Below are 19881 nucleotides of genomic sequence, written 5' to 3' on the forward strand. Positions count from 1 at the left end.
TGATCTCGAGCGGTTTGCCGGCTTCCAGCGCCACGGCTGCACGGGTTCTCATGCAGTCCTCCTCCTGAGTGAAAATCCTTGCACATCGGGTCCCGAGACGGGTCCCGCGGTTGAGGCGAGTATGGGTGCGCCGTTGCATACCCAACAATACCGCCAATGGTGGGTATTCCCCGCAGAGCCTTGAAAGCGCAGCCTGCAAGCGGGGAAAACGCGGCCCCGCAAGCAGGAGGAAGACCATGATGAGACAGGGAATGTTCCGGGGAGGTCTCGCGCTCGCCGCCGCGCTCACGCTGGCCGGACCGGCGGCGCAGGCGGCGGATTTCTCCGATCCCACGTGGCCCTGCGTACAGCGCAAGGTCGAGCGGCTGTCGGCGGGGCTGATGTGGCCGCAGCCGCTGCCCGAAAGCGGGCCCGAAGGCGCCGCTGGCGCCGCCGCCGATGAGCTGGCCGAGCTGCTGGCGCTGCGCCGCGTGGACCTCGAAGCCGCGCGCACCGAGGTCGCCGCCTTTGCCGAAGCCGAGGGCCGCGACATGGCGCTGATGGGGGCGGTCTTTGGCGAGGTCTTCGACCGGCTTGCCGCGCGCCGCACAAGGATCCTCGACGGCATCGGAAAATTTTCCCTCAGCCAGATCGCGCTGTCGGAAAAGATCGACGCCGCCCGCGCCGAGATGGAGGCGCAGATGGCCAAGGCCGACCCCGATTTCGACCGGGTCGACGCGCTGGAGGAACAGATCGACTGGGACCAGCGCATCTTCACCGACCGCCAGCACACGATCACCTACCTGTGCGAGACGCCGCAACTGCTGGAAAAGCGCCTCTATGCCATTGCCCAGATCCTCGCCGAGGCCGGGCGCGAGGGCGGCTGACCGAGGTTGGCTGATCCGGGCCACTGACTCAGCCCGCTTGCCCCGCGCCGCGCCGCCGGAGGGATCAGGACGCCTCCGGCGGGCGTATTTTCAAAGAGAAGAAGGGGAAGAAGGGACGGTCCCCTGCTTCTTCTCTTTAAAAATACGCAGCCTTCCACTGGCGCTGCGGGCGCGGGTCTCGGGGCGGCCTCATTCCCATTCCAGCTCGGTGAAGGCCTGCGTCGCGTTGCGCGGGTTGAACGCCTCGAAAAGCTGCCACTGCCCGGCCTCGCCCTGCGCCACATGCGCGATGGCCTCCGACAGCCGCTCACCGGCGGCGATGGCGGCGGCGGACTCTGCGGCCAGCACGCTCAGGTAGCGTTGCACCGGCGCGGCGCCCTGCGGCCAGTCCAGCACCGGCCCGCCATGCCCCGGCACCACACGCTGCGCGTCGATCTTCTTCATCTCGCCAAGCGCCGCCTGCCAGCCCCGCAGGTTGCCGTCGAGCGCGGGCACATGCGCGTCGAACAGCAGATCCCCGGCAAACAGCGTGCCGCTCTGCCGGTCGAGCACCGTAAGATCGGTGCTGCTGTGTGCCGCGGGCCAGGCGCGCAAGTCCAGAACCCGCCCGCCGAGGTCGATCTCGAGCCCTGCCGTTACGCCGCGCGTCACCTGCGGCGGCGCGGTGCCGAGAAAGCGCTCCGCCCCGATCAGACGCGCGAGGCTTTCCAGATAACCCGCCTGTCGCTCCGCCAGCGCCTTCGGCAGCCCGGCATGGCCGATGACCTCGGTCCCCGCCGCCTCGAACACCCGCGCGCCCAGCACGTGATCGGGATGCACATGGGTCAGCAGCAGGTAGCGCACCGGCAGGTCGGTGCGGGCGCGGATGGCGCGCCAGAGCGCCTCGCCCATCCACGCCGCCGACCCGCTGTCGATCACCGCCACCGCGCTTTGGCCGACGATAAAGCCGAGGTTCGACGCGTCGCCGCCGTTCTGCGCATCGGGCTCGGCCACCGCGCCGCGGTGCACGAAGACCCCCGGCGCCACTTCACCCACCTCCAGCGCCGGCCCAGCGGCGCGGCAGGCCGCGCCCGCCACCGGCCGGGCCGCCAGCGCGTCCTTGCAGGCGGCCATGCTGACGCTCTCATAGCCCGGCACCAGCGCGGCACGGCAGGGCTCGCCCGCCAGCGCCGCGCAGATCATCACCACCGCTTCGAACATCTCGTCTCCTCCTGCGCCGAGCCTCGCGCCGCCGCGCCCGCCGATCCATACCGACCATGCGCTCGGTACCCGCGCGGACCGTCGTCGGGCAAACTGCCCGCAGACACAAGGGATCGGAGATAGGAGGAGAAAATGGAGCCCAGGACCCTTGCGGCCCCGCTGCTGGCGCTGCTGATGAGCGGCGCGGCGATGGCCGCCGACGCGCCCAATCCGCTGGCAGAGAGCGCCACGTGGCAGGACCTGCGCGCGGATGTCACCGGCGCGGCAGAGATTGCGCCCGCAGGCAGCCTCTTTACCGTCGAGGCGCCGCATCGCGCCGAAGACGCCGCCACCGTGCCGGTGCATATCGTGCAGACCGACCCCGCCGCCACGATCACCGGGGCCATAGTGGTGGTCGACGAGAACCCCGCGCCGGTCGCCGGAACCTTCACCTTTGGTGCCGCGATGGCGCCGCTCGATTTCGAGCTGCGGGTGCGGGTGAACCAATATTCCAACGTGCGGGTGATCGCCGAGACGCCCGATGGGCTGCGGATGGACGGGCGCTTCGTCAAAGCCTCGGGCGGCTGTTCGGCCCCGGCCACCAAAGTGCCCGCGGCGGCGCTGGCGGCCATGGGGCAGATGAAGCTGCGGCTCTTCGGGGCGGCGCAACCGGAACAGCAACCCGCGCAGTCGGTGGCGCGGCGCGAGGCGCAGATCCAGATCCGCCACCCCAATTACTCGGGGCTGCAGCGCGACCAGATCACCCAGCTTTTCGTTCCGGCGCATTTCATCGACCATCTCGAGGTCTGGCAGGGCGAGGAGCAGCTATTCGCGATGGAGGGCGGCATCTCGATCTCGGAAAACCCCACGTTCCGCTTTGCCTATGCCGACAATGGCACCGAGGCGCTGACGGTGAAGGCCCGCGATACCGAGGGCAATGAGTTCGAACAGGTGCTGCCGAAAGCGGGCGGCTGAGCCCGCGGCCCAAACGATCCCCCCGCCGCCCATGGGCAGCGAGGGGCGCGCCAAGCCCCGTCGCGCAGCAAGAAACAAGGGCTCAACCTGAAGACCTCAGAAGAAACACACCACCTCGGCCTCGGCCTGCGCCCGGCGCAGATCGGCGACGATGGCGTTGGCCGCGGCAGAGCCGTTGAACACCGCCATGCGCTCTCCCCCGGTGAGGCGCATGGAGAGCACGGTTTCGGCCTCGACGTATCTCTCATAGGGCAGGATCGCTGCGATCTCGTCGATCGAGCAGGCGCATTGCTGCAGCACCTGACGGCTCTGACCGTTGCTGGCCATGCAGCCGAAAACGTAATCGGCCCGCGCCTCGGTGGGGTAATCGTTGAGCCGCTCGGCAATCCCCTGCGCTGAAGCGATCCCCGGACCGCAGAGCAGCGCGCCAAGCGCCAGCGCAGGCAGGCGCCGCCGGATCATTCCGCCATCGTCCCGGCAAAGCGCAGCTCAGACCGGTAGCCGCCCGCCGCCCCTCCGCCATCCGGTGCCTCGGCGGTGAAGCTGAGATACCAGCCCGGCACCGCCTCGGACATGGTCACCCGCAGTTCCAGATTGCCAAAGCCCTGCATCCGGCCCGCGTTGGGATCATCCGCGAAGGGCCGCAGGGTGATGGTGCGCGTCGGCACTGTCGCGCCGTCAAAGCTTGCCTCGCCCATGTCGATCTGAGCCGGCTCCACCAGCGCCTCTTTCACCCGGTTGCGGATGTAATAGGGCGAGCCGCCAGCGGTCTCGGCCATGTCGCGGATCACCGTCTCGTAGAAATACATGATCATCGGGTTGCCGACGCTGGCCGGAAAACTGCCGAGGTTGCGGTGCTTGCCGCCTTGCTCGAACTGCAGATTGGCGAGCGGTGCCGCGCCGCTTTCGTCGATCGACAGAGCGATCTGGCCGCTGTCGCGCTCTGCCGCCTCGGGCTTGGCGCTGTTGCTGACCGCGCGGGTGTAGCGCAGCACCGAGGCGCGGCTCACATCGTCGAGCGTGCCCTCTTTGAAGAGCAGCGCATAGGTCTGTTCTGCCTCGGTCGTCGCCGCACCCGCAGGCAGCGCCAGCGCCGCCACGACGGCAATCAGGGCCATTCTCTTGCGCATCGGTCAGACTCCTCCCTCTTATCTCCCACGCGCCAGCCTATCCCCCCTGCCCTGCCTGTCATTGCCGACTTTTGTCGGTGCTGAGGTGGGTGCTGAGCTGGATACTGGTTGGCCCCCCTACCCGTCCGGTGCCTGCCAGCGGGTCTTCCATTCGATGAGCGCGCGCAGCCGCGACAGCTGCACCGGCTTGGTGAGGATCGAGAACCCCTGCGCTGCGCCCTTCTTGAGCAGCCCGTTGCCGCGGTTGGCGGTGATCATGATGGCGGGCACTTGCGCGCCGCAGGCCCGGCGGACCTCGGCAATCGCCACATCCCCGGTCTCATCCCCGTCGAGCTGGTAGTCGGCAAGGATGATGTCGGGCGGCATCCCCATGTCCGCCACATGCACCAGCGCCTCTTCGATGCCGCGCGCCGCAAGCACGCTGGCGCCCCATTGCTCGAGCTTCTGGCTGAAGGCGAAAAGCACATCGGGATCGTTCTCGATCAGCAGCACGATGTGATCCATCTGCTGCGGCGTGGCGGTGTCATTGCGGCAGGGCTCTTCGGGGACGGGCTGCCGCCCTTCGACCACATCCATCTCGATGCTGAACACCGAGCCGACGCCGGGTTTCGAGCGCACCCTCACGTGATGGCCAAGCTGGCGGCAGGTGCGATCGACGATCGACAGGCCCAGCCCCACGCCCGAGCCCAAGGGCACATTGTCGGCGCGGGCGAACTCTTCGAAGATGCGCTTCTGATCCTTGCGGTTGATGCCGATGCCGGTGTCCCAGACCTGCAGCTCGACGCGATTGCCGCGCCGCCGACAGCCGACCAAGACGCGCCCGCCGTCGGGGGTGTATTGCAGCGCGTTGACCACGAGGTTCTGGATCGAGCGCAGCAGATAAATCGGATCGGAGCGCACAAAGACCATGCTGGGCACCACGTCGAGCCGCACGCCGCGGCGCTGCGCCACCGGGGTCTGATCCTCCCAGACGCTGCGCATCAGGGTACCAAGGCACAGTTCGGAGGGCGTCAGCGAACGGTCGGCGCTTTCCAGCCGCGAGATGTCGAGCAGCGAATGCAAAAGCTGTTCGGTGGAATTGAACGACCCCTCCAGCCGCTCGACCGTGGGCGCGAACCGCGTGCCCGCAACCGCCTCTAGCAGCGTGGCGATCAGCAGCTTGGCGGCGTTGATCGGCTGCAGCAGGTCGTGGCTGGCGGCAGCAAGGAAGCGGGTCTTGGACGACACCGCCGCCTCGGCGCGCTCCTTGGCCAGCCGCAACTCCTCTTCCACCCGCGCCTTTTGTTCGAACTGCTCGCGCAGCTGCGCGTTGGCGCGGGTCAGTTCGGCGGTGCGCTCGATCACCCGGTTTTCCAGCATCACCGTAGCGCGGGTCTCCAGCGTCACGTCCTTCAGCTCCAGCAGCACCCCGCCGTCGGGCAGCCGGTGCGCGTGCAGATCCAGCATCCGCCCCGAGGCATGGCGCAGCCGCCGCCGCAGCCGTCCTTGCCGCTCGAGCCGGTCGAGCCAATGGGCGATGTCATGCTCGGCGGCCTCAGAGATCAGGCCGTATTGCGCCACGTAGTCGAGCAGCCGCCCCAGCTCGGTGCCTTTCTGCAGGATCGTGTAGGGCAGCCCCAGCAACTGGCGGAACTGCTGGTTGTACATCATCACCTCGCCCTGCGGCGAGAAGGTGCACACCCCCGAGGTCATATTCTCGAACACCGCCTGCAGATAGTCGGCGTGGCGGTCGATGAGGCTTTCCTTCTCCGAGCGGTTGCGCCGCACGATGCGGGTCATCTCGGTGAGCAGCAGCACGAGGTTCTCTTCGCCGGTGCGCTGGAAGTTGACCTGATACCAGCGATCGCCGGTCAGCTCGATCACCAGCGTGACCACCGCGGCCCCCCTGCCCCGCCGCGCCTGCGCCAGCGCGGTCTCGAAACTGCCCTCGACGGTGACCAGATGGCGGCTTTCGGCCATGGCCGAAAGACAGGCGTCGATGCGCAGCCCCGGACGCAGGATCTCGGTGATGTCGGGCAGCAGCGTCTGGAAGATGTCGTTGCACACCTCCAGCCGCCCGCCGGTGAACAGCGCCACCCCGCCGTCCATCGCCGAGAGCGCATCGGCAAGGTTCTTGCGCATCCGCTGGGTGTCGTCGCGGGCGTGGCGCAGCTCGTCGGTGGTGCGCTCCAGATCGCGGGTCTTGGCCCAGACCTGCGCCTGCAGCGCGATGGCCGACTGGAAGGCCCCATAGGCGGTGCTGCCGACCTCATGCTGACGGTTGGCACGGCGCATCAGCGCGTCGATGATCCGGCCCTGCCGGGCAAGCTGGGTCTCGAGCGGCTCTTCGGGGTCGATCATGCCAGCTCACGCCTCCCGGGATCGTAAAAGGCGACGCCCACGAAAGTCTGGTTCACATGCACCCCGCAATGCTGCTCGCCGTAGGTGTTGAACCCCAGCACCCGGCGGCGGCGGAAAATCTCGCTGACCGCGGGCGCCAGCTGCTTTTGCTCGATCTCCAGCTTGCGCAGCACGCAATCGAAGCCGAGCACGAAATCCGGCGGCCCGCCCTCGGGCCCGCGGGTGTCGAGCTCTGCCTCCAGCGTCTCGATGATTTCCTTGCCGCGCCCCAGCGTGAGGATCAGCCCATCGTCGATCGCCCCAAGGAAGGACAGCGCGTGACTGTCCGGCACGCTGTGGATCGCGCGCACGTGGTAGTTCATGTTCTGCCGCACCAGCATCGGGTTCTCGGCAAAGACCTGCGGCGACAGCCGGTCCACCGGGCAGCCGACGATGCGCGCATATTCCAGCGCGGCGGGCGCGCCGTTGATCTCGAACACCAGCCGCTCTTCGGGCAGCGCGTGGGTGACCACCACCTGTCGTTCCGTCGGCAGAAAATGGTCGAAGCCGAGCCCTTGGAATTCGAGGTCCGTTTCAACCAGAAGGAGAATAGCCGCATTGCTGTGGAACTGACCATCATGCAGCACGAAGGTCTCTTCAAAGGCCAGATTATCCCCCGCCGAGCCACCAAAGACCGGCACCTCGCCAAGCGCCGCCTCCAGCGTGGCGACCAGCATCTCCTCTTGCTTGGCCAGCCCGTCGGCAAAGATCAGCGCCAGCCGGTTCCATCCGGCGGTGCGGCGGAACCTCGCGGCGTGGCTGCGCACCTCGCTGGCGATGGCTTTCATCTCGAGCGGCTTCAGCGGCGAGATCAGCATCGAGGCGCAGCGGAAGTGTTCCCGCGGAAAGGCCAGCAGCAGCAGCGCGCCGGTCTCATAGCCTTCGGGGGTGATCGTGCCAGCCGTCGTGCAGCCAAACACCGGCACCCCGCCCGAGCCCGCGTCGAGCGCGGCGGCCACCGCGTCCGGCGCCAGCCCTTCGGGCAGAAACGCGAGGATGAAGCAGATCTCGGGCAGATCGAGCGCCGCCAGCGCCTCGGTCACGGCGGCGGCGGCCTCGGACTGATGCGAGACCGCGATGCGGATGAAGCGGGGCAACTGGCCGTCGGGCGCCATTCGGGTCGGCGGCTCAGCGGCTCAGGAAGGCCTGCGCGTCGGCATCCGCCGCGCCGATCGCCGTGGCGGGCTGCGAGCTTTCCACCAGCACCGCCGCCTGTGTCCGGTTCTGCACCCCAAGCCGCCGCAAGAGCGCGGTGATATGCGCCTTCACCGTGGCCTCCGCCAGATCGAGCTCATAGGCGATCTGCTTGTTCGGCTTGCCGGCGCAGATCAGCTTCATGATGCGTTTCTGCTGCGGCGTCAGTTCGGCCAGCTTCGGATGCATCGCCTCGAAGGGCAGCTGCTCGGCGGGCTCTTCGATGGCACGCCCGGCATAGCCCGAATGCACATAGGTGTGGCCCGCCGCGATCTCGCGCAGGGCCTGTCGCAGCACCGGCGCCGGAGCGTCCTTGGGCAGGAACCCTGCAGCCCCCGCCTCCATCAGGGCCTGCACCACCTGCACCGAGGTCAGCGACGAGATCACCAGCACCGGAGTTTCCGGCAGCGCCTCGCGCAGCTTCTGGAACCCGGAGATCCCGCAGACATCCGGCAGCTTGAGATCGAACATCACCAGATCGGGCGTGACCCCCTGCGCCAGCAGCTCGAGCGCGGCCCCCAATGTCTGCGCCTGCGACGGCTGACAATCTGGGAACGCAGCGCGCAACGCGGCCGCCAAAGCATCGCTGTAAAGCGGGTGATCATCGACGATCAGGACAGGCCCGATCGTGCCCGATGCTGCCGCATCTTGCATGTCTTTCATTGAACTCTCCTCCCAGCTCAACGTTAGCGCATGAATTTTCTTTCGCGCAATGGTGTAATTCCCCGGCGTCAGGTCCCGCGCCTCGGACCGGCGAAAAGCTGCACTCCCTTGCTTGCCGTTCACGGCCCCGTCCTCCTCAAGCACGAAGCACCTTCGCGGGGTTCGCGAAGGTGCCAGCCGGTTGAATGCAGGTCGGTTTGCTAGGCCAGCGCGCCGTTCTGCTTTGCCACATGGGTGGCGATCGCATCCATCAGCGGCGGCGAAAGGCAATCATAGGGCTCGAGCCCAAGCTCGCGCAGCCTGCCCCGGATGTCGTCCATCCGCGCCGGATCGACACCCGACTCGATGATCGACGAGACGAAAGCGGCAAACTCCGCCGGCGCCCACCCGCTGTCATCCGAGAGTTCGGTGTGCACGAAGTCGAGCCCGTGAAACGGATGGCCGGTGTTTTCGATGCGCCCGTACATATGCACGCCGCAGCCGCTGCAGGCGTGGCGCTGGATCGCCGCCGAGGGATCGACCACCTGCAGCTTGTCGCCATTGTCGACGACACTCACCTGATCCCGGCTGACAACCGCGATCTGACTGAACACCGCGCCATCGGGTTTCCAACACTTGGTACAGCCGCAGACGTGGTTATGCGCGGTCTGCGCGCCGACTTTCACAACAACCGGATCGCTGGTGCATTTGCACGTCAGCGTTCCACCGGCAAAGCCCGGCCGTGCCGAGCCGACGCCAGTGTCGACCTGAGGATGAATTTTCACATGCGTGAAGCGCGCCTCTGCCGGGCCTTCGTCACCACCAAATATCTTGTCGAGAATTCCCATTCGTCTTGCTCCTCCCAAGCGGGCGCTGCGTTCTGGCGCGCCTGCGCCAAGGGTGCGGCCAAGGCCGGATGCTGGCAATTCAACCATTGGTATCGGCTGCAGAGCTGCGCGCGGGGACCGCGATTGTCAGCCGTACGGCTCAGATGCAGCCTTGGCGCGGCACCAGCCGCAGGGCCCGTGACAGATACGGCGCGGCATGTTCGGGCGGCAGATTTGCGTCGAGCGCAAACAGCCCGCGGGTCGGTGGGCACTCGGGCTCGCCGCCATCGGTCACATGCAAAAGCCGCAGGTGATGCGCGCGCGACAGCGCCTCGATCCGGGCGGCAAGACCAGCGCCGGGCATCTCAAATCCCGAGGCAATGACCAGCGCCGCGCCGGGGACTGCGATCTCGTCGAGCGCGCAGAGCGCCGGGGTCAGCGGCGGGTCCTCGAACTGTCCGGCCAGCGCCAGCCCCTCGGCAAGGTCATGCGCACGCACCAGACCGTCGATCACCCGGCTCATGCCTTCGTCGCCATGGCTGGGCGCGACCACCACGGGCGCTCCGGCTCCAAGCGCCAGCAACGCGACCCAGCCGCCGTCGAGGCAGACCCGCCAGCCGATCAGCGCCAGCGCCTCCGCCGCCGCCACAGAACGAAAGGCCCGCAGCTGACCGCTGAGCATCGAGGGCCGGAAATCCGCGACCAGCACCGCACCGGGCAGCGCGCCCGTTTGCCACGGACCAAAGCCATCCATCGCCGTGGCACGCAGGGCCGCCAACTCGCAGACCTGCAGGCTGGCGCCGGGGATATGCAGGGAAGCTGTCATCGCGAAATCCTCGGGCGGGGGATGGCGGGGGGCATCGGGGTCTCTGCGTTGTCTCGTTGGCGTTCAGTCTAGGCGATGCTGCGGGTGCACCGAAACACAGCCCAAGGTCGCATATCCATGTTGTCAGCCGGACGTGTCAGGGGCCGTTTTTACAAGCTTCTGAAAACACGCCGTTTTTCAAGTTGTCAGCTGACAATTTCCAGAAGGTGCCCGGCGCGACAGCGCGCCAAGCATGCTGGAGACCGAAAATCCGCCGTTTCTGGCGATCTGTGTCAGCCGTCTGAGGTAGGCGCCGGGCTTGCGGATCTCGGAATGACGGTCGAGCAGGCACAAAAGCACCGCCGCCGCACGCTCTGGCCCCATGGTCCGCTGCGCGTCATGCAGAACCGGCGCTTCGATGCCCATCATCGGCGCAAGCCTCTGGGTCATGGAAATCAGCTCGTGCCAGTTGCGCGGCTTTTCCGGGAAGAAGGTTTGATACTCGCGGCAAGTCTCGGTGATCTGCGGAAGGGTGAGCCTGTCTTTCTCTGCAGGTTCGGCGCTTTCCGCCCGCGTGTCGTTCGTCGGCTGGGCGCTATCAGAGTCAGAGAAGGATCTATCTGATTCCTGTATGTGCCGCTCATTTTGGCTGTTGCTGGCGCTCATTTGCGCTGGTGCGGAAGCGGTATTGGTGTCCACTTCGACCAAGACTTCGGCTTTCGGCATCACCGGAAGCGCGGCATCGAGCCGCTGGATCATCTCATTGAGGACCGCTTCAGAGCATTTCCGGCGCAGCAGCAGGCGGGCCTCTTCAAGCAGAGCGGGGCAGGGCGCCGCGCTCTCGCACAGGTGCTGGCGTAGCATCCCGAGACGCGCGCGCAGCACCGCCAGCCGTTCGCGGCGCAGCTCGGTTTCGGCCACGGCTCGGGCCAGCGCGGCCTCATGGCGGGCGAGGGGAGAGAGGTCAAAGCCGAAGGCGATGCCAATCTCGGCCCCGCAGCGCCGGGCGTAGCGTTTGCCGTTGGGGCTGTCGTGACGGCTGACAATGCCGCTTTCCACCAGCTTGCTGAGATGCCGCCGTAGGGTGCTCTCGGGCATTCCCGACAGGCGCTCGGAGAGCACCCGGTTCGAGGGAAACACGATGGCGTCGTCGCAGGGCAGCTCGCGTTCCGGCCAGAAGGTCAGCAGCGCTTTCAGAACCGAAAGCGTGCGATGCCCGAGACCGAAGTCTTCGGACACAGTCGTGAGGTCGCGCAGCAGCGCCCATTTGTCATGGGTGCCGACCTGCGCCGTCAGGCAAGCCGAGATTGGCCGCCCGACAGGCTGTCGGGACGTCTCCAGCATATATTTTTCACGAAAGACAACAAATTTCCTGCCCCACACCGTGATGCGGAGTTGACAGGGAACGGCTCTGGCGGCTAACTCAAATTGCTACTTTCGAGAAGGGCCTTCCGGGATCCGTCCTGGGGGGCTTTTCTTTTTTTGTCGCCTGTCCTCTCGTGCCTCCGTTGTTTTTCTACTGCTCTCTCAGTCTTCCGACCGGGTGCTTTGCCAGCGGTCGTGAAGGTCTTGGATGATCTCTTCGGCGCGGGCGTCGAGCCAGCGATCGAAACCATCCGCTGTTTTTGACGGCACCGTCAGGGTCAGGCCCCGCGCGGTGCTGCGAATTTCGGCCAGCGCGGTGCCATCATGCGCGCGCAGGCTGCGCGGACGCGGGGCAGGGGGCTTGGCCACGGTGGTCTTGCGCTGCGTGGCGCCATAGACCGCGTCGAAACGGGCATCGGAATCCAGCGCATCGAAGCCGGGCGCACGCATCGCCTCCTCGGCGCGGGCACTCGCCGCCTCGTCCTGCAGGATCTTCGCCAGCGCCATCCAGCGGTCGCGCCCGATGCCGGGGGCAGAGCCGATCTGACGCAGGAAGGGCAGGGAAAACGCCGTGCCGACCTTCAGCATCCGGCTCACCATCGGCAGGTCGATCGACAGCGCCGCGGCGATTGTCTGCCGGTCATAGTTCGAGTCCTGCAGCTGCGCGGCGAAACTGGCCTTTTCGATGAAGCTCAGGTCCTGCCGCGAGGTGTTTTCCTGACCCTGCGCCATGACCAGCGCGTGATCATCAAGCTGGCGGACCATCGCCTTGACCTTCATCCCCAGCTCGCGCAGCGCGCCAAGGCGGCGGCGGCCGTAGACGATCTCGAAACGGCCGTTCTGTTTGGGATGCGGGCGCAAAAGCACCGGCACCTGCTGGCCGTAGGTCTGCAGGCTCTCTTTCAGCTGACCCTGCGCTTCGGGGTCGAGACCCAGACGGTCCTCAAACCCGGCGTCGTCGATCAGATCGGGCTCGATCTCCTGAACCGCGTTCTCCTGCAGCTTCGACAGCGAGCTTTGCAGCGCGCCGACCGCGCCGCGCGGCATCATCCGCGATTCAGCGGCGGTCGGTTTGCGCTCTGCGCCGCCGCCGAGGGTCGAAATTCTTGGTTCCAGAATGCCTTTACGTGCCATCAGCGTCCCCATGCTTTCTGAATGAGAGACTCGACCTCATCGTTGACCTGATTGAGTGAATCCACCGCGCGGTCGTAGGTGTTGCGGTGGAACTGCGAGCGGTCGACCTCATAGAGCGTCTGCGTCGTCAGCCCGGCATCAGAGATGGCGGTGGATTTGAGCATGGCCGCGACCATCACTTCCTCGCCGAAAAGCTGGCGCAGGAAGGCCACCACCTGCTGCTGCGGGCCGTCGTTGGGCTCGTAGCGGTTGATCAGGAAGCGCAGGAAGTCGAACTCCATGCTGGCCCCGGCATTCGACACCACATCGAGCAAATCGGCACTCATTTGCAGGAATTGCGCCATCGAGGCGATGTCGAGCATGTTGGGCACGATGGTGATCAGCACGCCGGTCGAGGCGCAGAGCGCCGACATGGTCAGATAGCCCAGCTGCGGCGGGCAGTCGAAGATGATCACGTCGTAATCGGCCTCGACCTCCTGCAGCGCGGCGGCCATGCGCGAGAAGAACGGCGGCTGCATGTTGGCCATCAGCGCCTGCGGGGTCTCATGCTCGAATTCCTGCAAGATCAGCCCGCCCGGCGCCAGATCGATGCCGGTGAAATAGGTTTTCTGGATCACCTGCGACAGCGGCACCGGATCGTCGTAGCGGATCGCGTCGTAGATCGTGCCGGAATGCAGGAAATCATACTCGGGGCGGTAGCCGAACAGCGTGGTCAGCGAGGCCTGCGGGTCGATATCGACCGCCAGCACCCGGTAGCCCTTCAGCGCCAGCCGCTGCGCGGTGTGGATCGAGCTTGTGGTCTTGCCCGAGCCGCCCTTGAAGTTGAGGAAGGACAGCACCTGCACCTTGTCGCCCTCGCGGCGACCGCGCATGTAGGTGCCCTTGGTCTTGGCGGTGCTGTCGAGGATCTTGCGGATCTCGAGCAGATCTGCCCCGGAATAGTGTCTTCTTCCGCCCGGCGTGGTATGCACCTCGGGCACGCGGTCTTCGAAATGCAGCTTGCGCAGGAAGCTCGGAGAGATGCCAAGCAGTTCGGCCGCTTCTCCGGCGGAGAAACGGCGCAATTCCTTTCGCGCATCGGGGGCGAAGACCTTCAGCATATGGTCTTCGAGCGCCGCGCTGATCGCTTCGGCGTTTTCCCGCACGCGGGCGTTGATGTGAATCGGTTCCGCCACTGCTGCCCTCATTTTCGGTAACGCTGTTTTCCGCCAGCGCTTTTATTACCGTTTCTTTACGCAAGAGAGAGCGCAGTTGTCCACAATTTCCTGCGGTTGTGGGGCAGGGGGTCTGCCGCGACATCTTGCGGGGCTTCATGCGCTGCGCGCAAGAGGTGAAATAAGTCACTGAAATAACGCGGATAATTGGCGTCAAAGCTTTTCACGTCCGGTGTTGCGCAATTTCAAGGCTTATGGCGCGGATCGGGGCGCGGCGCCGCGCCCGGTCGAATCGTGCGCAGGGGAGGGAACAGCGCGAGTCGCGATCCTAACAGGCTCTAATTGGGGATGATTCCGGCTCGCCGGTGCGGGCACCAAACTCACTCGGCGGGCTCGGGGACCGGTTTTCTGGGGGCGCTGCGGTAGACCAGCGGCGCGCCTGTGGCCTGCGCATGGGCTTCGGCCCGCGCCTGCAGGTCCACATGATGCGGGGACTTCACGCAGACCGGGTCCGTCGCCGCCGGATCGCCCGCCAGCGCCATGGCCTGACAGCGGCAGCCACCGAAGTCGATCGTCTTGCGCTCGCAGGAGCGGCAGGGCTCCTGCATCCAGTCGGTGCCGCGATAGGCGTTGAACGCCGCGCTATGGAGCCAGATCTCGGCAAGGGGTCGGTCCTTGACCGACTCAAAGCTCAGATGCGGGATGGTCTGCGCCGCGTGGCAGGGGAGAACCTGGCCGTCGGGCGCGATGTTGAGCCCGGTCGAACCCCAGCCGCCCATGCAGCGCTTGGGATAGTCCGAATGGTAGTCGGCGGGCACATAGTCGATCACCAACTGGCCCTTCAGCCGGACGCGGGCCTCGGTGACGATGCGCGTGGCCTCCTCGGCCTGGGCGCGGGTCGGCATCAGCGCGTCGCGGTTCTTCAGCGCCCAGCCGTGGAATTGCACCGTGGCGACCTCGATCCGCCGCGCGCCCATCTCCACCGCCATCTCCAGCGCGCGCGGCAGCTGGTGCAGGTTGCGCCGGTGCAGCACCGCATTGAGCGTGAGCGGAAAGCCGATCTGCCCGATCCATTGCGCCACCTGCAGCTTACGGGCAAAGCCGCCGCGATAGCCGCCGATCTCATCAGCCATCTCGGGCGTGGTGCCCTGCAGGCTGAGCTGGATATGGTCGAGCCCGGCGGCGTCGAGCGCCCCAAGGCGCCGCTCGGTGAGGCCAATGCCCGAGGTGATGAGATTTGTGTAAAGCCCGGCCTCGCGCGCGGCGCGCACCAGATCCTCGAGATCGCGCCTTGTGGCGGGCTCGCCGCCCGAGAGGTGCAGTTGCAGCACGCCCATCTCCGCGGCCTCTTTGAACACCCGCGCCCAAGTGGCGGTGTCGAGCTCGCTGTCCTGCCGCGCCAGCTCGACGGGGTTGGAGCAATAGGGGCAGGACAGCGGACAGCGGTGGGTCAGCTCGGCAAGCATGGCGATCGGGGGAGACGGCGTGGCTTTGGTCATGGCGGTCATGGCGGGCCTTTGATCAGCGGTGGGGCCCGTGGTCGGCGCCGGGCCGTGCGTATTTGGAAAGAGAAGAAGCGGCTTAGGGGGTCACATCGAGAAAGCGGCGGGCCTCAAGCGCGTGCAGAAAGCTCGCGGCGTCCTTGGCGATCTGCGCGGGCGGGGCGGCGTAGCGAGCGGCGAGGGTCTCGGTGATCTCGGCAAAGCTGCGCCTGCCGTCCACTTCCGACAGGATGGCATGGGCGATGGCATCGAGGGTCACGGCCCGCTCGGGGGCGAGCAGCACCCAGCCGCCGCGCACCCTGTCGCGGTGCAGGCGCACGCCGCGGGGCAGGGCGGGGATCGCGGCGGGGTCCATCAGGCGGCCGCTTCGCTTTTGGCCAACCCCTCGCCGGGGTGCCAGGCGCCGGGCGGAATCCGGGCGGGGGCGACATAGGCCCCCCAGAGCGCATCGAGCTGCGACCAGAGCACATCGGTCTTGAAGATCAGCGCCTGCGCCGCCTGTTCCTGCTTTTCGGCGGTGTCGGCGTGGGTCAGCACCCAGTCGAGCCCGAAGGCGACATCCTTGGGGGCCTCGGTCAGGCGGTTGCGGAAATAGCTCAGCGCCGCGTCATCGGCGAAAGCGTAGTTCTGCAAGAGGCCCTCGATGCGGCTGGCGTGGATTTTCGGCGCGAAAAGCTCGGTCAGCGAGGCGGCGACCGCCTCCAGCAGGCTTTTGTCGCGCACGAAGCGCACATAGGCATCCACCGCAAACCGGGTGGCGGGCAGCACGCCCGCGCAGGAGGCCACATAGTCGCGGTCCAGCCCCACCGCCTCGGCGAGGCGCAGCCAGCGGCGGATGCCGCCTTCGTTGGTTTCGGTGCCGTCGTGATCCTCGATCCGCGAGCGCCATGCCCGGCGCAGGTCCGGGTCCTCGACGCGCGACATGAAGGCGGCGTCCTTCATCGGGATGGAGTGCTGGTAGTAGTAGCGGTTGATCACCCAGGCGCGGACCTCGTCGGGGCTGCAGTCGCCGCCGTGCAGTCTATCGTGGAACGGGTGCAGATCATGGTAGCGCACCGCCCCGATGTGGCGCAGGCGGGCCTCGAAATCGGCGCGGGACAGCGGGTCTTGCTGTGGGGGGGTGCGTGTCATGCGGTAAGCTCCAGTCCATCCTGTCCGATGATCCAGCCCGCGGCCTCGGCCTCGGCCCGCTCGGGGGAGCCGGGGCGCAGCACCGGGTTGGTGTTATTCATATGCACGAAGACCTTGGCACCCACGTCCAGCCCGTCGAAGGCGGCGATCGACCCTGCCGGGCCGCTCATCGAGATATGGCCCATGCGGCGCCCGGTCTTCTGGCCGAGGCCCGCGGCGATCATCTCGTCGTCGCGCCAGAGCGTGCCGTCGAACAGCACCAGCGCGGCACCGGAGATCCGTTCGCGCAGCGCCTCATCAAGCCGGGCGCAGCCGGGAATGTAATAGGCGCGGCTTCCGCCGGTGCTGAGCTCGACGCCGACGGTCTGCTCGCCCATGAGGTCGGTCTGCAGAGCGCCGTCCATCTCGCCGCCCTCCATATAGAGCGGCACTTTTCCGGGCACCGAGAACAGCGTGGCGAAGAGCCCAGGCACCAGTTCCACCGGCTGTTCCAGCGCCAGCGGGGCGCGGGTGACGACCTTGGGATTGAGCGCGTCGAAGGCGGGATTGGCGGCGATCACCTCATGGATGCCGGGCGTGGCGTAAAGCGTGAAGGGCTGCATTTCGCGCAGGGTGAGCAGGCCGGCCACATGGTCGATGTCACCATTGGTCAGCAGCACCGCCCGCAGGGGCATCTCACGCAGGCCCGTGGGATGCAGCGACGGGGTCGCGGCAAGCTGCGCGCGGATGTCCGGCGAGGCGTTGAGGATCGCCCAGTCCGTGCCATTCGCCGAGACGGCCAGCGAACTTTGGGTCTGGGCGGGGATGTCGCCTGCGCGGGCCATCCGGCAGTTGTCGCAGCCGCAGTTCCACTGCGGCAGGCCGCCACCGGCAGCGGCCCCGAGGATGTGCGCGCGGATCTGTTGCATCACGTTCTCCGCGCGCTGCCGATCAGAACAACACGCCGTCGTCGTGATCGGGTCCGTACATGTTGATTTCCATGCCGCACTCGATTTCGCGGATCACGGGTTTGGTCCAGGCCATCTGTATCTCCTCCTGTTGCAGCTGGCGGTGGAGACAGTGTGGCAAGCGCGGTCGGCGCGGGGCGAGTCTTATAATCTAAGAGCGGCCTAGACCAAGGTCGGTGCCCGGCGTCGCGGCGGGGAGGAGGGGCGCGATCCCGGTGAGGCAGAAGCCGCGTTGGCGCAGCGTGGCGATCTCGAACCCGAAACCCTCGGCGGGGCGCAGCTTTTTGCGCAGATAGCCGATGTAGACGTCGACCACATTCTCGCTGCGCGACTCCCCGGCCCAGAGCCTGTCGAAAATCTCGCCCCGGGTGAGCGGCGTTCCGGCCTGCGCCGCCAGCAGCGAGAGCAGCGCGAACTCGCGCTCGGTCAGCTGGGCGCTGTGCGGCCCGGCGGTGACGCGCCGCTCGGCGGGATCGAGACGGGCGGGGGCGGGGCGCAGCGCGGCGACGCGGCGCTGCTGCACCTGCAGCCGGGCGACCAGCTCGTCAAAGGAGAAGGGTTTGACCACATAATCGTCGGCCCCCGCCTCCAGCCCGGCGGCGCGGTGGTCGACCTCGGACAGCGCCGAGAGCATGACGATGGGCAGCTGCGCCCCGGCCTCGCGCGCCTCGCGCACCAGCGCGATGCCGCTGTCGGCCCCAAGCATCACGTCGATCACCGCCGCATCGAACCGGCGCGCGGCAAGCTCGGGCAGGGCGGTGGCGGCGCGGTTGCAGGTCTCTACCTCATAGCCATGCAGCTTGAGCCCCCGCGCGAGGGCCGAGCAAATCTCGGGATCGTCATCAACGACGAGGAGGCGGGGCGGCGGCGCAACGGTCATGATGCGGCCTCGGATGTAAATGTATGCGGCGCGCGCGGCAGGTGCAGCGCAAGCTGTGTGCCGGGGGCCGGGCCAAGCGCGCTGTCGCGGGGCAGGGGGCTTTGCAGGGTGATCTCTCCGCCCTGCTGCTCGATCACCCAGCGCGCCAGCGGCAGACCGAGGCCGAAGCCCTGCGCCGATTGCCCACCGGACTGGGCGAACCGGTCGAAGACAAGCGCCTGCGCCGCGGACGGGATGCCGGGGCCATTGTCGATCACCCGAAGCTCGGCGGCGGTGCCTTGCGCCTGCAGTTCGAGCCGCAGCAGCCCGCCGTCGCGGGCGTGGCGGATGGCGTTGCGGATCAGCCCGGAGATCACCTGCCGCAGCCAGTTGCGGTCGGCGATCACCATAAGCGGGGCCGTCGCCGGGTCAGGGCGCTGCAGCGCCATTCCTGCGTTGGCAAGCTCGGCGGTGGTTTCCGCGATCGCCTCGGTGGTCAGTTGGGCAAGGTCGACGGGGGCCGGGTCGAGCGCCAATTGCCCGGTTTCGGAGCGGGCGATGCGCAGCAGATCGTCGATCCGCCGCCCGAGCCGCGTGGCGCGGTTTTCGATGGTGGCAAAGGCCTCTTCCGGCTGCGGCGCGCCGCGGCGGCCAAGCTGCGCCTCCATCAAGATCACCGTGAGCGGCGTGCGCAATTCATGGCTGATGTCGGCAAAGAAGCGGCGGCGGTCCTCGTCGGTGCGTTCGAGCCGGGCGTTGGCGGCGCGCAGCGCCTCGGTGCGGCTGGCGATGGTCTCTTCCAGCCGGGCGCGGTCGCGCGCCACGGTGCCCGCGCGGGCGGCGAGCGCCTGCGCCATGCGGTTGGTCTCGGTGTAGAGCCGCCCGATCTCGTCCTGCCGGGTGCCGGGCAGCGAGACGCTGAAATCCTCTTGCCCGATGCGCCGCGCGGCGCCCTGCAGGGCGTCGAGCCGCCGGAACTGCGGGCGCAACAAAAACAGGTAGAACCCGGCGGTGAGCAGCAGCGCGACGCCCGCCATGGTTGCGGCGGCGAGGGTCAGCCGGTGGCGCAAAGCGTCGATGCCAGAGAGGATTTCACGCCTCAGACGCCGCTCTTCGTTCACCGCCTCGGCCAGCAATGGCTCCACCGCCGAAGCGAAGCCGTCGAGATGGGCACGCAGTTGCGCGCGGGTGGCGTCCTTTGACAGCAGCCCGGCCTGCGCGGTGTTTAGCTGAGCCTCCATCCGGGCGAGCGCCAGCGACAGCGTGGCGCGGCGACTTTGCGCGTCGAGGCCCTGTGCTGCGGCCACTTCGGCGTCGAGCCCGCCGCGCAGCCGGGCGAAGGTGCCCTGCAAGGTCTGCACCACCTGCGCGGTGCGGGCGGCGCGGGTGTCGGCGGGCTGGTCGCTTTGGATCAGCTCGGCGGCGACGAGGATATAGGTGGAAACCTGCGTCGACAGCGCGGCATAGTCCTCGAGCCGGCGTTCGGCGGCCAGCGCCTCTTGCAGACGGTCCGAAACGCGCCCCATTCCGGCGACGATGATCAGCGCGGTGATGAGAGTCGCAAGGCCCAGAAAGCCCGCACCGATGCCGAGCCGCGCCTTGAGCGACAGATGCCTCTGCCCAAAGATGCGGCGCCAGTGCTTGTTTGCTGACCTAATTTCGCCTAATTTCGAAGCAGTCCAGTATGATTTTTGGGCATTGCTGCGGCGCAGCAAGACTGAAACAAATCTCTTCTGCGGAATATTAGGGGCTGGGCGCGATACTGAAGGGGCATCACGTTCAACCAAGCGAG

General features: G+C 67.2%; 20 protein-coding genes. 2 read left to right on the top strand and 18 right to left on the bottom strand.

Translation table 11 applies throughout. From position 1 onward, the window contains the following. Positions 1–251: 251 nt before the first annotated feature. Entirely contained in the window at positions 252–866 is a 615-nt protein-coding gene (locus tag G0A00_RS23990) for a hypothetical protein (protein ID WP_164184802.1), read from the top strand. A gap of 189 nt (positions 867–1055) precedes the next feature. Here the strand turns inward: G0A00_RS23990 and G0A00_RS23995 are convergent, their stop codons facing one another. Then, a complete protein-coding gene (locus G0A00_RS23995; RefSeq protein WP_164184775.1) occupies positions 1056–2066 on the bottom strand; it encodes a quinoprotein relay system zinc metallohydrolase 2 in 1011 nt (336 codons plus the stop codon). Positions 2067–2198: 132 nt separating this feature from the next. Between G0A00_RS23995 and G0A00_RS24000 the strand changes: the two genes are divergently transcribed. Next, positions 2199–3020 (top strand): quinoprotein dehydrogenase-associated SoxYZ-like carrier, encoded by an 822-nt coding sequence (locus tag G0A00_RS24000; protein WP_164184776.1) that lies wholly within the window; start codon positions 2199–2201, stop codon positions 3018–3020. Between the two features lie 96 nt (positions 3021–3116). Here G0A00_RS24000 and G0A00_RS24005 read toward each other — a convergent pair whose 3' ends face one another. From G0A00_RS24005 to G0A00_RS24085, 17 genes are all read right to left on the bottom strand, one after another. Further along, the gene (locus G0A00_RS24005; RefSeq protein WP_164184777.1) at positions 3117–3482 is read right to left on the bottom strand and encodes a hypothetical protein; all 366 of its coding nucleotides are present in this window, start codon (positions 3480–3482) and stop codon (positions 3117–3119) included. Continuing rightward, positions 3479–4150, bottom strand: coding sequence for a hypothetical protein (locus tag G0A00_RS24010; RefSeq protein ID WP_164184778.1), 672 nt, complete (start codon positions 4148–4150; stop codon positions 3479–3481). The genes G0A00_RS24005 and G0A00_RS24010 overlap by 4 nt, the downstream gene beginning before the upstream one ends. A gap of 117 nt (positions 4151–4267) precedes the next feature. Continuing rightward, positions 4268–6490 carry a PAS-domain containing protein gene (locus tag G0A00_RS24015; RefSeq protein WP_164184779.1) on the bottom strand — a complete coding sequence of 741 codons (2223 nt, stop codon included), beginning with the start codon at positions 6488–6490 and terminating at the stop codon, positions 4268–4270. Beyond that, positions 6487–7644: an FIST N-terminal domain-containing protein gene (locus tag G0A00_RS24020; RefSeq protein WP_066111726.1), complete on the bottom strand. Its 1158-nt coding sequence runs from the start codon at positions 7642–7644 to the stop codon at positions 6487–6489. The genes G0A00_RS24015 and G0A00_RS24020 overlap by 4 nt, the downstream gene beginning before the upstream one ends. A gap of 13 nt (positions 7645–7657) precedes the next feature. Then, the gene (locus G0A00_RS24025; protein WP_164184780.1) at positions 7658–8386 is read right to left on the bottom strand and encodes a response regulator transcription factor; all 729 of its coding nucleotides are present in this window, start codon (positions 8384–8386) and stop codon (positions 7658–7660) included. A 200-nt stretch (positions 8387–8586) separates the two neighbouring features. After that, a complete protein-coding gene (gene gfa, locus G0A00_RS24030) occupies positions 8587–9213 on the bottom strand; it encodes an S-(hydroxymethyl)glutathione synthase (protein ID WP_164184781.1) in 627 nt (208 codons plus the stop codon). A gap of 139 nt (positions 9214–9352) precedes the next feature. After that, on the bottom strand, positions 9353–10018 hold the full coding sequence (locus tag G0A00_RS24035) for a hypothetical protein (protein ID WP_164184782.1): 666 nt from the start codon (positions 10016–10018) through the stop codon (positions 9353–9355). A gap of 177 nt (positions 10019–10195) precedes the next feature. Then, the gene (repC, locus tag G0A00_RS24040; protein WP_164184783.1) at positions 10196–11341 is read right to left on the bottom strand and encodes a plasmid replication protein RepC; all 1146 of its coding nucleotides are present in this window, start codon (positions 11339–11341) and stop codon (positions 10196–10198) included. Positions 11342–11524: 183 nt separating this feature from the next. After that, entirely contained in the window at positions 11525–12496 is a 972-nt protein-coding gene (repB, locus tag G0A00_RS24045) for a plasmid partitioning protein RepB (RefSeq protein ID WP_164184784.1), read from the bottom strand. After that, positions 12496–13671: a plasmid partitioning protein RepA gene (gene repA, locus G0A00_RS24050; protein WP_157374382.1), complete on the bottom strand. Its 1176-nt coding sequence runs from the start codon at positions 13669–13671 to the stop codon at positions 12496–12498. Before repA ends, repB begins: the two co-directional genes overlap by 1 nt. Positions 13672–14030: 359 nt before the next feature. Then, the gene (pqqE, locus tag G0A00_RS24055) at positions 14031–15149 is read right to left on the bottom strand and encodes a pyrroloquinoline quinone biosynthesis protein PqqE (RefSeq protein ID WP_164184803.1); all 1119 of its coding nucleotides are present in this window, start codon (positions 15147–15149) and stop codon (positions 14031–14033) included. Between the two features lie 82 nt (positions 15150–15231). Beyond that, entirely contained in the window at positions 15232–15507 is a 276-nt protein-coding gene (pqqD, locus tag G0A00_RS24060; protein WP_164184785.1) for a pyrroloquinoline quinone biosynthesis peptide chaperone PqqD, read from the bottom strand. Then, positions 15507–16283 carry a pyrroloquinoline-quinone synthase PqqC gene (pqqC, locus tag G0A00_RS24065; protein WP_164184786.1) on the bottom strand — a complete coding sequence of 259 codons (777 nt, stop codon included), beginning with the start codon at positions 16281–16283 and terminating at the stop codon, positions 15507–15509. Before pqqC ends, pqqD begins: the two co-directional genes overlap by 1 nt. After that, positions 16280–17191 (bottom strand): pyrroloquinoline quinone biosynthesis protein PqqB, encoded by a 912-nt coding sequence (gene pqqB / locus G0A00_RS24070; protein WP_164184787.1) that lies wholly within the window; start codon positions 17189–17191, stop codon positions 16280–16282. Before pqqB ends, pqqC begins: the two co-directional genes overlap by 4 nt. Positions 17192–17213: 22 nt before the next feature. After that, entirely contained in the window at positions 17214–17306 is a 93-nt protein-coding gene (pqqA, locus tag G0A00_RS24075; protein ID WP_066111709.1) for a pyrroloquinoline quinone precursor peptide PqqA, read from the bottom strand. A gap of 75 nt (positions 17307–17381) precedes the next feature. Next, positions 17382–18110, bottom strand: a complete 729-nt coding sequence (locus tag G0A00_RS24080) for a response regulator transcription factor (protein ID WP_164184788.1) — start codon at positions 18108–18110, stop codon at positions 17382–17384. After that, positions 18107–19804, bottom strand: a complete 1698-nt coding sequence (locus tag G0A00_RS24085; RefSeq protein WP_235953309.1) for a HAMP domain-containing sensor histidine kinase — start codon at positions 19802–19804, stop codon at positions 18107–18109. Before G0A00_RS24085 ends, G0A00_RS24080 begins: the two co-directional genes overlap by 4 nt. Positions 19805–19881 lie beyond the last annotated feature (77 nt).

The sequence above is a fragment of the Salipiger sp. PrR002 genome (genome assembly GCF_010500775.1).
GTDB lineage: Bacteria > Pseudomonadota > Alphaproteobacteria > Rhodobacterales > Rhodobacteraceae > Salipiger.

What these genes read in the sequence shown, in the direction of transcription:
- pqqC (WP_164184786.1), bottom strand. Translation starts at nt 16,283, where the DNA reads ATGACACGCACCCCCCCACAGCAAGACCCGCTGTCCCGCGCCGATTTC.
- gfa (WP_164184781.1), bottom strand. Translation starts at nt 9,213, where the DNA reads ATGGGAATTCTCGACAAGATATTTGGTGGTGACGAAGGCCCGGCAGAG.
- G0A00_RS24025 (WP_164184780.1), bottom strand. Translation starts at nt 8,386, where the DNA reads ATGAAAGACATGCAAGATGCGGCAGCATCGGGCACGATCGGGCCTGTC.
- G0A00_RS24000 (WP_164184776.1), top strand. Translation starts at nt 2,199, where the DNA reads ATGGAGCCCAGGACCCTTGCGGCCCCGCTGCTGGCGCTGCTGATGAGC.
- G0A00_RS24005 (WP_164184777.1), bottom strand. Translation starts at nt 3,482, where the DNA reads ATGATCCGGCGGCGCCTGCCTGCGCTGGCGCTTGGCGCGCTGCTCTGC.
- pqqA (WP_066111709.1), bottom strand. Translation starts at nt 17,306, where the DNA reads ATGGCCTGGACCAAACCCGTGATCCGCGAAATCGAGTGCGGCATGGAA.
- G0A00_RS24020 (WP_066111726.1), bottom strand. Translation starts at nt 7,644, where the DNA reads ATGGCGCCCGACGGCCAGTTGCCCCGCTTCATCCGCATCGCGGTCTCG.
- pqqE (WP_164184803.1), bottom strand. Translation starts at nt 15,149, where the DNA reads ATGACCAAAGCCACGCCGTCTCCCCCGATCGCCATGCTTGCCGAGCTG.
- repB (WP_164184784.1), bottom strand. Translation starts at nt 12,496, where the DNA reads ATGGCACGTAAAGGCATTCTGGAACCAAGAATTTCGACCCTCGGCGGC.
- G0A00_RS24010 (WP_164184778.1), bottom strand. Translation starts at nt 4,150, where the DNA reads ATGCGCAAGAGAATGGCCCTGATTGCCGTCGTGGCGGCGCTGGCGCTG.
- G0A00_RS24015 (WP_164184779.1), bottom strand. Translation starts at nt 6,490, where the DNA reads ATGATCGACCCCGAAGAGCCGCTCGAGACCCAGCTTGCCCGGCAGGGC.
- G0A00_RS23995 (WP_164184775.1), bottom strand. Translation starts at nt 2,066, where the DNA reads ATGTTCGAAGCGGTGGTGATGATCTGCGCGGCGCTGGCGGGCGAGCCC.
- G0A00_RS23990 (WP_164184802.1), top strand. Translation starts at nt 252, where the DNA reads ATGTTCCGGGGAGGTCTCGCGCTCGCCGCCGCGCTCACGCTGGCCGGA.
- G0A00_RS24080 (WP_164184788.1), bottom strand. Translation starts at nt 18,110, where the DNA reads ATGACCGTTGCGCCGCCGCCCCGCCTCCTCGTCGTTGATGACGATCCC.
- pqqB (WP_164184787.1), bottom strand. Translation starts at nt 17,191, where the DNA reads ATGCAACAGATCCGCGCGCACATCCTCGGGGCCGCTGCCGGTGGCGGC.
- repC (WP_164184783.1), bottom strand. Translation starts at nt 11,341, where the DNA reads ATGCTGGAGACGTCCCGACAGCCTGTCGGGCGGCCAATCTCGGCTTGC.
- pqqD (WP_164184785.1), bottom strand. Translation starts at nt 15,507, where the DNA reads ATGGACCCCGCCGCGATCCCCGCCCTGCCCCGCGGCGTGCGCCTGCAC.
- G0A00_RS24035 (WP_164184782.1), bottom strand. Translation starts at nt 10,018, where the DNA reads ATGACAGCTTCCCTGCATATCCCCGGCGCCAGCCTGCAGGTCTGCGAG.